Source organism: Bombella pollinis (assembly GCF_026385485.1).
Taxonomy (GTDB): Bacteria; Pseudomonadota; Alphaproteobacteria; order Acetobacterales; family Acetobacteraceae; genus Bombella; species Bombella pollinis.
This window is the reverse complement of sequence record NZ_JANIDX010000005.1, coordinates 139,221-153,886: the sequence shown is the minus strand read 5'-3', so window position 1 is coordinate 153,886 and position 14,666 is coordinate 139,221. Positions and strand designations below refer to the sequence as shown.

13 protein-coding genes and 2 tRNA genes are annotated in these 14,666 nt (G+C 53.5%); 8 read left to right on the top strand and 7 right to left on the bottom strand.

Features of this window, described 5'->3' with window-relative positions; translation table 11 throughout:
- Positions 1-7: 7 nt before the first annotated feature.
- The 4 genes from NQF89_RS06450 to hflX are packed head-to-tail and all read left to right on the top strand — an operon-like array spanning position 8 to position 5,360.
- Positions 8-2,371 (top strand): sensor histidine kinase NtrY-like, encoded by a 2,364-nt coding sequence (locus NQF89_RS06450; protein WP_266137800.1) that lies wholly within the window; start codon positions 8-10, stop codon positions 2,369-2,371.
- Positions 2,372-2,380: 9 nt separating this feature from the next.
- Entirely contained in the window at positions 2,381-3,808 is a 1,428-nt protein-coding gene (ntrX, locus tag NQF89_RS06445) for a nitrogen assimilation response regulator NtrX (RefSeq protein WP_155573812.1), read from the top strand.
- 11 nt (positions 3,809-3,819) lie between these two features.
- Positions 3,820-4,047: an RNA chaperone Hfq gene (hfq, locus tag NQF89_RS06440; RefSeq protein WP_155573811.1), complete on the top strand. Its 228-nt coding sequence runs from the start codon at positions 3,820-3,822 to the stop codon at positions 4,045-4,047.
- A complete protein-coding gene (gene hflX, locus NQF89_RS06435) occupies positions 4,044-5,360 on the top strand; it encodes a GTPase HflX (protein WP_099026986.1) in 1,317 nt (438 codons plus the stop codon). The genes hfq and hflX overlap by 4 nt, the downstream gene beginning before the upstream one ends.
- A gap of 24 nt (positions 5,361-5,384) precedes the next feature.
- Here hflX and NQF89_RS06430 read toward each other — a convergent pair whose 3' ends face one another.
- Positions 5,385-6,839, bottom strand: coding sequence for a SulP family inorganic anion transporter (locus NQF89_RS06430; protein ID WP_099026985.1), 1,455 nt, complete (start codon positions 6,837-6,839; stop codon positions 5,385-5,387).
- A 213-nt stretch (positions 6,840-7,052) separates the two neighbouring features.
- Here NQF89_RS06430 and NQF89_RS06425 point away from each other — a divergent pair.
- Positions 7,053-7,128 (top strand) — tRNA-His (locus NQF89_RS06425).
- A 51-nt stretch (positions 7,129-7,179) separates the two neighbouring features.
- Here NQF89_RS06425 and NQF89_RS06420 read toward each other — a convergent pair.
- A complete protein-coding gene (locus NQF89_RS06420) occupies positions 7,180-8,796 on the bottom strand; it encodes a hypothetical protein (RefSeq protein ID WP_266137799.1) in 1,617 nt (538 codons plus the stop codon).
- 345 nt (positions 8,797-9,141) lie between these two features.
- Between NQF89_RS06420 and rplM the strand changes: the two genes are divergently transcribed.
- From rplM to NQF89_RS06405, 3 genes are all read left to right on the top strand, one after another.
- On the top strand, positions 9,142-9,615 hold the full coding sequence (rplM, locus tag NQF89_RS06415; protein ID WP_155573808.1) for a 50S ribosomal protein L13: 474 nt from the start codon (positions 9,142-9,144) through the stop codon (positions 9,613-9,615).
- A gap of 11 nt (positions 9,616-9,626) precedes the next feature.
- Positions 9,627-10,115 (top strand): 30S ribosomal protein S9, encoded by a 489-nt coding sequence (gene rpsI, locus NQF89_RS06410; protein WP_155573807.1) that lies wholly within the window; start codon positions 9,627-9,629, stop codon positions 10,113-10,115.
- Between the two features lie 205 nt (positions 10,116-10,320).
- Positions 10,321-11,406, top strand: a complete 1,086-nt coding sequence (locus tag NQF89_RS06405) for a branched-chain amino acid aminotransferase (protein ID WP_266137798.1) — start codon at positions 10,321-10,323, stop codon at positions 11,404-11,406.
- A gap of 13 nt (positions 11,407-11,419) precedes the next feature.
- Here the strand turns inward: NQF89_RS06405 and NQF89_RS06400 are convergent, their stop codons facing one another.
- The 5 genes from NQF89_RS06400 to NQF89_RS06380 form a co-directional block, all read right to left on the bottom strand.
- Positions 11,420-12,175 (bottom strand): tetratricopeptide repeat protein, encoded by a 756-nt coding sequence (locus NQF89_RS06400; protein WP_266137797.1) that lies wholly within the window; start codon positions 12,173-12,175, stop codon positions 11,420-11,422.
- Positions 12,176-12,253: 78 nt separating this feature from the next.
- Positions 12,254-12,340: transfer RNA gene (locus tag NQF89_RS06395), tRNA-Leu, on the bottom strand.
- Between the two features lie 13 nt (positions 12,341-12,353).
- Positions 12,354-13,025, bottom strand: a complete 672-nt coding sequence (locus tag NQF89_RS06390) for a M48 family metallopeptidase (protein ID WP_266137796.1) — start codon at positions 13,023-13,025, stop codon at positions 12,354-12,356.
- A gap of 3 nt (positions 13,026-13,028) precedes the next feature.
- Positions 13,029-13,526 (bottom strand): YcgN family cysteine cluster protein, encoded by a 498-nt coding sequence (locus NQF89_RS06385; RefSeq protein ID WP_266137795.1) that lies wholly within the window; start codon positions 13,524-13,526, stop codon positions 13,029-13,031.
- A gap of 17 nt (positions 13,527-13,543) precedes the next feature.
- A complete protein-coding gene (locus NQF89_RS06380; protein WP_266137794.1) occupies positions 13,544-14,539 on the bottom strand; it encodes an extracellular solute-binding protein in 996 nt (331 codons plus the stop codon).
- Positions 14,540-14,666: the final 127 nt, after the last annotated feature.

The following is a 14,666-nucleotide window of genomic DNA, read 5'->3' as shown; positions in this document are numbered from 1 at the left end:
GCGCGTGATGAGGCGGTTCTTTTCTGGGAAAATGAGGGCCTCCCTCTGGCGGCTTACCAGCCCTAACGGTATGGTGGTGCTGACGGTTGTGGCGTTGGTACTGACCTTTGTGACCTTCATCGTCTTAGCTGGGGGTGTGTCTCTCGCGCGTGTGCCGCGGGCCCAAGCTTTGCTTTTTCTGCTCGATTTCATCACAATTATGCTCATTGGGGCGGCGGCAGTGCGGCAAATTGGCCGGATGTTGGCCGAGCGGCGCATGGGCCAAGCAGGTGCGCGGCTGCATACCCAGCTGGTTATGCTCTTTGGTGTTGTGGCTGTAGCCCCTGCTTTGATGGTCGGGGTATTGTCTGCGCTATTCTTCCATTACGGGGTGGAGATTTGGTTCTCCAATCGGGTGAATAATGCGTTGAGTGAGGCACGCTCTGTCGCGGCGGGGTATTTGCGGGAACATAATGAGAATACACGGACAGAAGCCTTCGCTTTAGCTAATACGCTGCTGACGGTTCAGAATGATGAAATGTTCACCCATGGGACAGATTTGTTCCATGATCATTCCCGCTTACAAGCGTTGTTAGAAGATGAGGTGACCGAGCGCGGGTTGAATGATGCGATTATCTTTAACCCGCTGACTTATAAAATCATCGCCACTGGGGGATTGCTGGCCATTCGGGCGGAGGACCCGCAAAAGGAGCTTCCTCCACGCTCTGTTGCGGCTATGGCGCGGACGGGTGAGGTCGTGCTGCTGGACCAACCAGAGGCAAAACTGGTCCGCGGGGTCGTCTCGCTGGGGGGTAATTCTGGCTTGATGCTCGTCATTACCCGCCCGGTGGACCCTGAGATTCTTCATCATATGACACGGACAAATGCGCTGGTGCAGGATTATCAGCGCATGCTCAATAATCGTGGGAAGGCGCAGCTTGTCCTTATTGTGATTTTGGCTCTTATGGGGCTGCTGGTGTTAGCGGTGGGGATGTTAAGTGGCCTCTCCCAAGCTAATCGCATTACACGGCCGCTTAGCCAGTTAATCCGCGCGGCACAGCGTATCTCACGGGGGGATTTAACAGCGCGTGTTCCCGTGGAGGGTAAGGGGAATCGGGAAGATGAGTTGATGGCACTCTCTCGGGCGTTTAACCTCATGGCCAGCCAGCTTGCTGACCAACGCTCTGAACTCATGCTGGCTTATGACCAAATTGATGAACGCCGCCGTTTTACCGAGACAGTCCTTGCCGGTGTGTCTGCTGGGGTGATTGGCTTAGACCATAATCAGCTTGTTGAGCTGCCTAACCGGGCAGCGTCTTTTATTCTTCAGCGGGATATGGAGCAAGCAAAGGGGCGGCCCTTAGTGGCCTTCGTGCCAGAGTTTGCCGCTTTGCTGCAAGCGGTGAAGGAGCAGCCTGATAAAGAGCATGGCGCGGAGATTCAAATTGATGCTGAACATGCTCATGCCCCCGGTGGCCCGGGGAGTGGTGGCGGGGCTGGGGCAGGGCGGACCTTGCTTGTTTGTGCTGTGGCGGACCAAAATGATCATGCAGGGTCAACGGGTTATGTTGTCACGTTTGATGATATTACCCTCCTCCAAGTCGCGCAGCGTAAAGCCGCATGGGCGGATGTGGCACGCCGTATTGCTCATGAGATTAAAAATCCACTCACGCCGATTCAATTAGCGGCAGAGCGATTGCGGCGGCGTTTTCATAAAGAAATTACCAGCGACCCGGAGATTTATGACCGTCTCATCAGCACGATTGTGCGGCAGGTGGGGGATATAGGGCGCATGGTGGATGAGTTTTCCTCCTTTGCGCGGATGCCCCAGCCGGAAATGGCCGAGCATGACCTCGTCCGGCTTTGCCGGGAGACGTTGTTCCTCCAGCAAAATGCCCATCCCGAAATTGCTTATCAGTTGGATATGCCAGAGGGAGGGGCGGTTATTGTACGGTGTGACCATCGTTTAATTAGTCAGTCTCTTATCAATCTGTTACAAAATGCAGCAGATGCTATCCTCATGACCAAGCGGCAGGTTGGGGAAGGGCACCCTGTTATCGGGACGATTATCCTGCGCTTGACGCAAGAGGAGGGAGCGGCAATCATAAGCGTTGCAGATAATGGCGTGGGTCTGCCTGCTGGGGAGCATCAACGCCTTACCGAGCCTTATGTAACCCATAAGGAGAAGGGGACGGGGTTGGGGCTGGCCATCGTTCATCGTGCGATGGAGGCTCATCACGGTCAGGTGCGGTTACGCCCGTTGACAGAGCAGGAATGTCAGATGTTCGTTGGGCCTCTTGAGGCAGGACAAGAGGCAACAGGGACGTTGGTCGCATTGCATATCCCTTTGATGGATAAAGACCTTGCAGGAGATGGCGAAAGCAGAGCATGAAGGTAAGTCATGGAGCATGAGATTCTGATTGTTGATGATGAGCCGGATATCCGCTTTCTCTTAGCTGGGATTTTGGAGGATGACGGCTATCTAACCCGTGAAGCGGCGAATTCTGATGAAGCGATTCGTCTCTTTAGGGAGAGCCGTCCCTCGCTCGTCATTTTGGATATTTGGCTGCAAAACTCGCAGCTTGATGGTATGGCCCTTTTAAAGCTCTTTAAGGAGCAACGTCCTGATGTGCCCGTGATTATGATCTCTGGCCATGGGACGATTGAGACCGCCGTCTCTAGCCTTCATCATGGGGCTTATGATTTTTTAGAGAAGCCATTTCAGACGGACCGGCTATTGGTCATTGTGCGCCGTGCGTTAGAGGCAGCACGGTTGCGAAAGGAAAATGCCGAGCTACGTTTGCGGGCGGGTGAGCAAGGGACATTGATGGGCGATAGCGCGCTGATTAATGCTTTGCGTGGGCAAATTAGCCGTGTGGCCCCTACAAACTCACGCGTGTTGATTTCCGGCCCGGCTGGGGCAGGGAAGGAAGTGGTCGCGCGGATGATTCATGCGCAATCTAAACGCGCAGAAGGCCCTTTCGTGGTGTTGAATTGCGCGGCTCTTGCGCCTGATCATTTTGAGGAAGAACTTTTTGGGGTGGAAGGGAGTGAGGGCAAACCCGGCCGTCCCGGCTTGTTAGAGCGCGCCCATAAAGGCACGCTCTTGTTGGATGAAGTCGCAGATATGCCGCTGGAGATTCAGGGCAAAATTGTGCGCGCTTTGCAGATTAATACCTTCGAGCGTCTCGGTGGGACGCATAGTATGAAGGTGGATGTCCGCGTTTTAGCGGCAACAAGCCGGGATTTGCAGGCAGAGATTACAACACGGCATTTCCGGGAGGATTTATATTACCGCCTCGCTGTTGTGCCGTTGCAGGTCCCCTCTTTGGCGGAGCGGCCAGAGGATATCCCCATGCTGGCCCAATATTTTTTGGAAAGTTGCGCACGCTCCTCTGGCTTGCCTGTGCGGACATTGTCGGTCGATGCGTTGGCGTGTCTGCAAACTTACGATTGGCCGGGCAATATTCGTGAGCTGCGTAATTTGATGGAGCGTATGCTCATTATGCTTCCCGCTGGGGAGGGGGAGCAGTCCAACATCATCCGGGCGGAGATGTTGCCTGATATTGTGCGCGAGGGGGCCCCCTCTATGACATGCCTTACTGCGGAGGCCGATGTGATGAGCCTGCCCCTGCGTGAGGCGCGGGACCATTTTGAGACGCAATATCTGCAAGTCCAGCTTATGCGCTTTGGTGGTAACATCAGCCGGACAGCGAATTTTGTGTGTATGGAGCGCAGCGCGCTACATCGTAAATTAAAACAACTGGGCGTCACGCAAGAGGATCGCTCTGCTGCTCAATCAGCGCGAAGCGGGCAGGAAGCAAAGTGAAGAAGGACCATATGGTAGAGCCAAAAGGGAGCGATGTGCAGAGGCAGTTTTTGGCCTATGTGCAGCAGCAGGAAGAAGCGGTGACGGTCTTTTTAGTCAATGGGGTGAAGCTACAAGGCGTCATCGTTCAATTTGATGATGAGAGCGTGTTGCTACGCCGGGATGGTCATGTGCAGCTCGTCTATAAACATGCGGTGAGCACGATTATGCCTGTTGCTGCTTTGCCGGACATGCTGTGAAGCAGCCTTTGCACGATACAGCCCGTAAGCCGACCCTCGCTGCTGTTATCCTTCCCGCAGAGAAGCAGGCTTTTCTTGAAGGGCGCGCGGCTGCGGCACGCCTTGAGGAAGCCGTAGGGCTGGCGGCATCGATTGGGTTAGAGATTGTCCATACGGCGATTTACCCGCTAAGGGCGCGGCGGCCAGCGACCTTGCTGGGGGCAGGGCAGGTGGAGGAACTGACGGAGATTGTCAAAGCAGAATCCGTTGGGGTTGTGGTAGTAGATGCGCGCCTCTCACCTGCGCAGCAACGTAATTTAGAAAAAGCGATGGGCTGTAAGGTCGTGGACCGTACGGGCTTAATCCTTGATATTTTCGGCGCACGGGCTGCCACGCGGGAAGGTGTGTTGCAGGTCGAGCTTGCACATTTGGAGTATCAACGCTCCCGCCTTGTAAGGCTTTGGACGCATTTGGAGCGGCAACGCGGTGGGTTTGGCTTCCTCGGGGGGCCGGGGGAAACGCAGATTGAGGCTGATAGGCGGATGCTGGATGAGCGTTTGGTCAAGCTGCGTAAGGAGCTAGAGCAAGTCCGCCGGACGCGTGGGCTGCACCGTCATGCGCGCCGGAAGGTGCCCTTCCCCGTTGTGGCGTTGGTTGGCTACACGAATGCAGGGAAATCAACCCTTTTTAATAAAATCACAGGGGCGGGTGTGCACGCGCAGGACCAGCTTTTTGCAACGCTAGACCCCACAATGCGCAATCTGACGCTCCCTTCCGGGCGGCGGGTGATTTTATCGGACACGGTGGGGTTTATTAGCGACCTCCCTACGGAGTTGATTGCCGCCTTCCGCGCAACTTTAGAGGAAGTGGCGGAGGCTGATATTATCCTCCATGTCCGCGATGCTGCGCACCCAGATAGTGCTGCCCAACGTGATGATGTGTTGTCCGTACTTAATGATATGGCGGCCGATGGCATGTTGGATGAAGCATGGCCGGAGCGCGTTATCGAGGTCCTCAATAAAGCGGATTTGCTTGGTGGGACAGCCAGTATTCCTGTGCGGGAGGGGAGTGTTGCTGTCTCTGCCCTGACAGGGGAAGGCCTCCCAGACCTTATGGAGGCGATTGATGCCTTCATGACCCGCTCTATGAAGCGTTTTAGCGTATCCATCCCCGTGACAGAGGGAGCCGCTTTAGCGTGGCTCTATGAACATGGGGAGGTGACAGAGCGGCATGATGGGGAGGAGCGTCTCACCCTCATGGTCCGTCTCTTCCCAGCTGACCAGCAGCGTTTTGTGCGGCATTACCCGCATCTCACCCTCCAGCCAGAGGGTTAGAGTACGGCGTAAAGAGAGCTGCCTTCAGAGAGTGAAGGCATCCTCGTTAGATTGCTCGGTCAGGATGGCATGTTGGGCGTGATTTAACCCGCAGACAGTGACCTCCTTGCCGTGTTTACGGAACTTCTCGACAATCTTTTCCAAGGCTTGCACGGCGGTAATATCCCAAAAACGGGCATGGGAGAGGTCTAGCGTTACGCGGGGGGCTGAGGTTTCATAATCCATGAAATCGGCCATGAGGTCAGCTGAGGCGAAGAAGATTTGCCCCTGTATCTGGTAGGTGAGGATGTTATGTTCCTCCACGGCATGGACATGAACAAGCCGTGCTGTATGCCAAGCAAAGAACAAGCCAGAGAGTAAAACACCGACCAACACACCAGCTGCGAGATTATGGGTCAGCACCACCACGATGACGGTGATAATCATCACAAGGCTGGTTAATTTGGGATGATGGAAAATATCCTTTAGGCTCCCCCATGCAAAGGTGCTGATGGAGACCATAATCATGATGGCCACCAAGGCTGCCACAGGCACACGGGCGACCCATGGATGCAGCACAACCATGAGGAGCAATAAGAAGGCCCCTGCGGTGAAGGTAGAAAGCCGGCCCCGCCCGCCATAGCGGAGATTACCCACTGTTTGGCCAATCATCCCACAACCGGCGATTCCACCAAACAACCCGACAAAAATATTGGAGATTCCAAGGCCGGTACATTCTTGTTGGGGTTTCCCATGTGTATCGGTGAGGTCATCTACCACGCTGGCTGTCATGAGGGATTCCAACAACCCAACAGCAGCTACAGCAAGAGCGTAAGGGAAGGTGATGGATAATGTTTCTGCCGTGAGGGGGATATGCGGCAGTGTGAAATGCGGCAGGCCAGTCGGTAGGGGGCCGAGGTCCGCAATCGTGCGGACAGGCATAGGATGAATCACGGTGATGAGCGTGAGAATAACAATGCAAATTAGAGGTGAGGGAATGGCTTGGGAGAGGCGCGGCAGCAAGTAAATCACCGCTAGCCCAATGAGAATCAGCATATGAGTTTGCCACCCGACCCCCAGCATTTGAGGCACTTGGGCAGAGAAGATGAGAATCGCCAACGCATTGACAAAGCCCGTGCGGACTTCGCTGGAGACAAACCGCATGAGGGAATGAAGGCGCAGCACGCCAAAAAGGATTTGCAGTCCCCCCGCCATGAGGGTGGCGAGGAGCATGTAATCGACCCCATGAGCATGGACCAGTGGGGCTAAGACCAAGGCAACGGACCCCGCCCCGCCAGAAATCATCCCCGGTCTCCCCCCAAAAATAGCGATGGAGACGGAAATGACAAAAGAGGCAAAGAGCGAGACGGAAGGGGCGACCCCCGCAACATAAGAAAAAGCGATAACTTCGGGAATCAGCGCAAAAGTCCCCACCATCCCAGCGAGGAGTTCTTTAACGGGGCGTTGGGTCCATTGTTGGATGTAATGATTCATAGCCATAGATGCTGTACGTTGTTCCCTATTATTATAACGATATGCCAAGGATTCATGCGGTGATATGTCTCGCAACTATAAGCTGCTGGCTCGGGAGTGTGAAGCCCGCGCCCCCGTTTGGAAGGGGGGCTGTGTCATCTTGCAAAAAAAGATGACAAAAATCTTTGTAAGGGGCTGGACGCGGCAAGCAGGATTTAATAAATATCGGGTCGCTGTGTGGCGGATGTAGCTCAGTTGGTAGAGCGCCGGTTTGTGGTACCGGTGGTCGCGGGTTCAAGTCCCGTCATTCGCCCCAGCCTCTTTCCCTTACAAAATGATGATAGACGCCTCTGTAAGAGCTTAAGGCTTATTGCATCTCCTGCGTTGTGACGCTGAGGATATGTAACCGGTCGAAGCGGGATTCATCAGTGGCATCGGTCGAGATATGGGCGAGGTCCTCCAAGGAGAGGGGGCCGGTTTTGATAGATAAAGTGCGTCCCTTCGGGCTGAGGAGAAAATCCAACACAGGGGCAAGAATGGGCCGTTGTAAGGCTAACGCGTTAAAGCGTGGGGCAATGGTTTTGTTCGCTTCTGCGGGCGGGGTATTCTCACCACTGCTTTCTCCCTCTGTAGGGGCAGGTGCAGCAGGTTGATGGGTGAAGAGTTTGTAATAAGAGAAGAAATCCGCCCCTTGGATAGAAAGCTCCGTGCTCAGGCACTGGCCTGTATGGAGGAATCGTGCTGCGTTATTATCGGTAAGATGGAGCGGGTTAATCTCTGGAAGGCTCAGCTCCATGGAGAGCAAGGTGGGACTATCGGTGCCAAAAGTGGTCCGTAATTGGAGGCTCTCACGCCATGATCCCATCTCAAGGCGTGAGTTCGCGTTAAGATGATACATAGCGGGCATGCTCACTGAGGGCGCGGTAAGCGATGACGGAGGGGCGAGTCGTGTTGTCAGCCCTTGTAAGTCGGCTTCCGTATGGAGGTTATTTTTCTCATTACGCCGTTCTCCTGTGAGATGAGCGAGATTGATCGTGCGGCGGTGGTCAGCTTGATTAACGATGAGCGACAGCCCTGCAACTTCAATTTTACCCGGTTTTTCCCATAGAGGGGCAGCAGGGTCTTGCCAAAAAACCTCTGCAGGGTCGCTATCGTGATGGGTGGGATGTTTCAGCCATTGAATATAGCCTTGCCGTGCCTCCAAATGCTGGAGAGCAAGATGAGCAGCAAGCGGAGCTTTTGCTTGCGGTGCTGATAAGCCCTGTGAGGGGAGGAGGATTTGCCGCAGAATAGCGGGAATTGCGCCATTTGGCTCGCTAGGGAAGCGGACATCCAGCGTAACATTATCCATTAATGTATGGACGCGGACCCCTTTACCATAACCCTCTACAATAAAATCCTCTGCTGAGAGGGCTTGTATCGTGAAGGGGCGTGGAGGTGTGGGTGTTTGTGGCGTTGTGGGGGGGAGGCTACTTACTTGCAAATGCGTAAGTTCCATATGCTCAAAGCGTAAGGAAGTAATATCTTCTGGCTCGAAGGACATAATCGCCACGAGGGAGTGCATACTATCGGCTTCATCATGGCCTTCATGCAATGTCTCGGCGGAGGAGGGGATGAGCAGATGATGGAAGTTAGCTTGTGTGACTGTGATGTGATGGGTGTGGTTTGTATAGCTTGGGGTTTCTAAGCGGAGGCTAGAGAGGCTTAATGTCCCGTTGGAGAGAAGTTTAGGATAGCCAAAACGGACCCGCTGCGCTTGGAAGGTTGTATCTTTATAATGGAAGGATACGTCATAAAGGGTGATTCCTCCCAATAGGAGGGCTGGGCGAACCTTACGGTAATGAAAGCTGGCCTCTGCGGGCAGAGCGGTACGAAAACGCTCTAACGCATGGGAAAGGCGTACGCCGGCCTCGCGATAGATGCCGAGTCCTCCCATAATAATGACAAGGGAGGCCAGACATAGGGAGAGCCATAACCGTTTCATGCAGAAAAACCTTATCCGGGCACGCCATTAACAGGCCGTACAATAGCATTGGTAGGCTTATGGGCAAGCGGGGGGCAGGTAGGAGAGCGAGAAAAAGGGTAAAAGAGGGTCATTATTTTGCGGTAATATAATACCATACACTAAAAAACGGCTATTTTCTGCCCGTCTCTCGCATGGGGATGGAAAAGAAAAAGCTTGACCTTTTCGCTGCTGCTCGCGATAAGGCACCCATCTTAGAACTGTTCTTTGCATCTGGTGCCTTCATTTATAGGGGAGAGCCGTGCTGGGGCGGTCCTTTTTCTGGCACTATTATGGTGTGGTGCCTCAAACAGGAAATGATACGTCATGAAGACTACACTTTCGCTGAAACCCGCGGAGGTGACGAGAAAATGGATCCTGATCGATGCCGAAGGGCTGGTCTTGGGTCGTCTCGCCACCATCATTGCTAACCGCCTGCGTGGTAAGCATAAGCCGCAATACACACCGCATGTTGATTGCGGGGATGCGGTTGTCGTTATTAATGCAGAGAAGATTGCTCTGACAGGCAACAAGGTCGGCCAGAAGCTCTTTCACTATCATACCGGTCATCCCGGTGGGATTAAAGAGCGCAGCATCACTCAGCGTCTTGAAGGGAAAAACCCCGGTCAAGTCGTAGAGAAAGCTGTCGAACGGATGATTTCTCGTGGCCCGCTTCAGCGCGCACAGATGAAGCATCTCTATGTTTATGCGGGTACAGAGCATCCGCATGATGGGCAGAAGCCAGAGGTGCTGGATGTTGCATCCCTGAATCGTAAGAATATCCTGAAACGTCAGTCGTAAGGCCTGTCACTATGTCAGAAACTCAAGAGCGTACCGGCACATTGCAGGACCTCGCCAATGCGGCCCCTGCTGTTGCTAATGCAGCCCCCGTTTATGAAGTTAAGCGCGATAAGCAAGGCCGGTCTTACGCGACAGGCCGCCGTAAGGATGCCGTTGCCCGCGTATGGATTAAGCCTGGTAAGGGTGAGATTGTTGTTAATGGTCGCCCGGTGGCAACATATTTTGCCCGCCCCGTGCTGCGCATGCTCATCAATCAGCCTTTCTTGCTGACGGATCGTGATAATCAGTTTGATGTTTATTGCACTGTGAGCGGTGGTGGTCTGTCTGGGCAGGCTGGGGCTGTTCGTCATGGTATTTCCCGTGCTTTGACTCATTATGAGCCAGAGTTGCGTGGCGTGCTGAAGATGGCTGGCTTCCTGACGCGCGATAGCCGTGTTGTCGAGCGTAAGAAATACGGTAAGGCCAAGGCTCGCCGTTCCTTCCAGTTCTCCAAGCGTTAATTTCCTTCTTACGTGGAGGCTGGCTTGGGCCAGAGAAGAAACCCTCACCTCTTGCAGGTGGGGGTTTTTTTATAATGAGGCTTTTTTCGTCAGGCTGTTTTGAGATATAAAGTTTCAAGAAAATATCTTTAAAAGACATAGTATGTCTTATATCCTACTTTAAACGTTGGTTTTGAGTCGCGCTGGGAAGATTAGGAGAGGTTCCATGGTAGAGTTTACGGTTGAGCAAACAACAAGACCGACATCAGCTGAGCAACGGGCCGCTTTAATGGCCGACCCCAAGTTCGGGCGTGTATTTACCGACCATATGGCGGTTATTCGCTATAAAGACGGGCAAGGGTGGTATGATGCCAAAATTATTCCCCGTCAGCCGCTGCAAATCGACCCGGCCTCTACCGTGCTGCATTATGGGCAAGAGATTTTTGAGGGGCTAAAAGCCTATCGTGGTAAAGATGGTGCGGTAAGCTTATTCCGCCCGGAGGCCAATGCAGCACGTTTTGTAGCCTCGGCACGCCGTCTTTCTATGGCGGAATTGCCTGAGGAGCTTTTCCTCGGGGCTATTAAGGCTTTGTTGAAAGTGGATCGGGATTGGGTTCCCGCGGAGGCAGAAAAGAGCCTCTATCTCCGCCCCTTTATGATTTCTAATGAGGTTTTCCTTGGCGTAAAGCGGGCTAATGAATATCTCTTCATCGTGCTGGCAAGCCCAGTGGGGGGCTATTTTAGCGGGAATGGCAGCATCCCTGTTTGGGTATCGGAGCATTATACACGCGCCGCTATAGGGGGTACGGGAGAGGCAAAATGTGGTGGTAATTACGCCTCTAGCTTGCTCCCTCAGCAAGAGGCAAGCGATAATGGCTGTAGCCAAGTGCTGTTCCTTGATGCGAAGGAACGCCGCTTTATTGATGAAATGGGCGGCATGAATGTTATGTTCGTGCGGAAAGATGGCAGCGTGGTGACCCCGCCATTAGGGGGCACGATTCTGCGCGGGATTACACGCGATAGTATCCTCAAGCTGGGCCGTCATATGGGCCTTACGATGGTGGAGGAGCCTTTGGCGATTGAGGATGTCTTTAAGGCTGCGGCCACAGGGGACATTACCGAAGCCTTTGCATGTGGCACGGCTGCCGTTATCTCCCCGATTGGAGAGTTCCGCCGTAAGGCGGGGTCTGTTGCCTTTGGGGATGGCAAGACGGCTGGGCCTGTTACGATGAAGTTGCGCAACGCTCTCTGCGGCTTGCAACGTGGTGAGGAGGCTGACCCATTCGGTTGGGTCCATCCGGTCGCCCTTTAATCTATTTGAGGCTCTAGCTCTTTTTGGCTAGAGCCTCTTTTAGCCTGCGTTGCAGGGTCGCCATGAGTTCTGGGTCTTGAGGCGCGTCAGGCTCGCTTAAATCTCGGTGCATGGCTTGGAGAATGTCAGGCGTGGCGTCTTTTACCGCTAGTCGCCAATAATGTAATGCCGCTTCTGGCTGGCCCATGCTGAGGAGGGCTGTGGCGTAATTATGTTGGCCACGATAATCGCCCCCTTCGGCAGAGAGGCGATACCAATCTAGCGCGGCGGCGGGGTTTGGCGGTGTCTCCCATCCTTCCTCAATAAAGCGGGCAAGGAGGTTCATAGATTTAGCATGACCGCGCAGAGCTGCACGGCGGAAGAAGATGAAGGCGGCTTTGCGGTCTGCCTCCACCCCTAAGCCGCGCATATGGCAAATGCCGAGATTATAAATCCCCCATAAATCCCCAGTTTGGGCAGCTCTCTCGTAATGGCGTACGGCTTCGGTGAGGTCTAAGGGGCAGCCCCACCCAAATTGAGAGCAACGGCCAAGCATATTATGGGCAGGGCCATAATTGGCCGAAGCTGCAACCATAAACCATTCACGGGCTCGTCCTTCATCGCGCGCAACATACCGGCTATTGAGCAAGGCTTTGCCGAGGAGGACTTGCTCTAACACATGGCCTTTGCATGCTTTACGATATATGCGGACTAACTCAGGAGAATAGTCGCTATGTGCTTCGGAAACAGTAACACGGCCGAACAAGCGACGGATGCGTGCAAGCACCATGGTAAATCCTAATCCTCACACTTTCTCTAGCCGTAGGCCTGATAACGGGGAGGGCGCTAAGGGGGCTATACAGCCCCCTGGTGCGCGCTGCGGGACTTGAACCCGCACGTTCTAAGCGAACTCGAGATTTTAAGTCTCGTGCGTCTACCATTCCGCCAAGCGCGCTCTGGATGGTCCCCTATATCATAGCTAAAAGATTAGCACCATTCTGTAAAAGCCATTTTTCTGCTTTTTTACGTCCAATTTGTCCGTGCGGGGTGTAAGCATCCACTAAGGCCCAGAAATCTGGCCCATGATTAAAATGGGTGAGGTGGGCTAATTCATGCACAATCACATAATTATAAATATCCGGCGGGGCCATGATAAGCCGCCAGCTAAGCATGATGCGGCCTTGTTGTGTGCAGCTTCCCCATCGGCTTTTAACATCGCGTAAGCTGAGCTTTGTTGGGCGTGTCTTCATCCGCTGGCTATGATGTTGGAGAAGGGATGGGAAAAGAGCCTCCGCACGGCGTTTAAGAAAAGAGCGTACATAACGAGGATGTTCATCAGATGGATGGCCAATATGGAGGCCCTGCTCTGTTAGGCGTGTACGGCCATCCATCGTAATGGTGGGGAGGAGAGGGGTGATGCTGCCTTCTAGCCAGATATATCCTTGCTCTATGGCAGTGCGGGGGAGGCTCTCCATCGCTTGGGCAAGCCATTGTGATTGGCTTTGGAGAAATTGCATCCCCTGTTGGCGATTCACACCGGGGGGTAAGGTGATGACGATGGCACGTTTGCGGAGGTCTAAGCGCAAAATAATGCGGCGCGCCCGCGCAGAATGACGCCAAAGGAGTGGCGGCAATAACATGGATTATGAGCGTGTATGGCGGTTATGGCGTGCTAGGCAGGGTGGAGCATGTTCGGGCCACGCACCGGGCCAGTCGGCGATATAGTCTTCTAATAATCCGGCCTGTTTCTCATTCAGGCAGCGACCACTTGCGGAGGCTCCCGCTTTGATGACCGTCTCGCTCGTCCCGCTGCGGAGGGGATGCCAGTCTGGCAGATCATATCCATCATGGAGGAGGCGATAGGCGCAGCTTGGGGGGAGCCAATCTATCTCATCCAATAAAGCGGGGGTGAGGGAGATACAGTCAGGAACGCGCTTATGCCGGCGGTGATAATCTGTGCAACGGCATGTGGTTGTATCGAGTAAGCGGCATGAGACATCGGTCCAGATAATCTCATCAGTATCATCATCGCGTAGTTTATTGAGGCAGCAACGACCACAGCCATCACAGAGGGATTCCCATTGTTCTGGTGTCATATCCATAAGGGACGTTGTTTTCCAGAAAGGGGGATGGTTAGTCATGAGCAATACTATGTAGGTTAGGGGATGGGAGGAGAATGGGCGAGCCATCTATTAAAACGCTCACCTAAGAAGAGTGCATGTGATGCCCAGAAACTATCACTAATTTCAAGTGATTCGGGCGGTAAGGAGGCAGGAAGCTCGGCTGTACGAGGGGGGTCGGTGAGGAGTTTCTGCTTTGTTTCATTGCTTTTTTGGTAAGGTAAAGTGATGGGAATATCCCACATAGCAGGGCTATAGAGGATTGTTTTCATCTGGACACGATAAGGGGGTGCGGTCCCATGTTGAGATTGGCTGGAGAGGACGATTGTACAAGGGGCCACGCCCATAAGGACAGAATGTTGGGCAAGGATATGATGAGCTTGCGAGGTTGAACGCCACCATATGATGTAAGGGCGTAGCTGGTCTAGTTTATGGAAGGCGCGGTCTGCCCCTTGAGGGGTGGCAAGAACTTGGTAGAGGTGGGAGGGAGGTACGCTATCAGCGAGTAGGGCAATCTCTAAAAGTGGACGCGGCCCTTGGAAGAAGATGCGTTGACCAGGATAGCGCGCCACATCCCAAAGGTCAGCCCAATGGGGTGGGGTAGTTAAGCGTGAAGGGTCCCAGAAAATAACATCGCGGAAATACCCAGCAGGCTGCCCACACTCTCCTGTCGCTTGGAGTGGCTGTGCCCAACCGCGTGCGCAAATGATGGCCGATGTTGTACTATCAAGGAGGATAGCCTGCATTCTTTGGGGATAGGAGAGTGTGAGCTTTTTAATATCATCTAGGGCATAGCTGTCACGTTCTAGGAAGTAAGGAAGGGTCTGCTCAGTTTTCTGCGTAATCATGGCTGTAAGGCTTTGCTCTGGTATAGCCCAATAAGACGGTGCTGCGCTTGGTAAAGAGGAAGCAGCCCAAGAGGAGGGGGAGAATAGAGCTATAGTGAAGATATAAGCAATGGTGGTCGTGCGCCGCCATAACGGCATGGGTTTTAGAAAAGATGCAAAGAAGCACCATAATTGAGAAGAGAACATGACACGCATGATGATTGTGAAGACCATATATCGAAGAACAAAATGTTACAGCTGAGCTTAGGCTCGATGGGACGGCCGTAAGGCTTTTTAACGAAAAAGTCTTGCAATATGATTAAAAGCAAAAGGT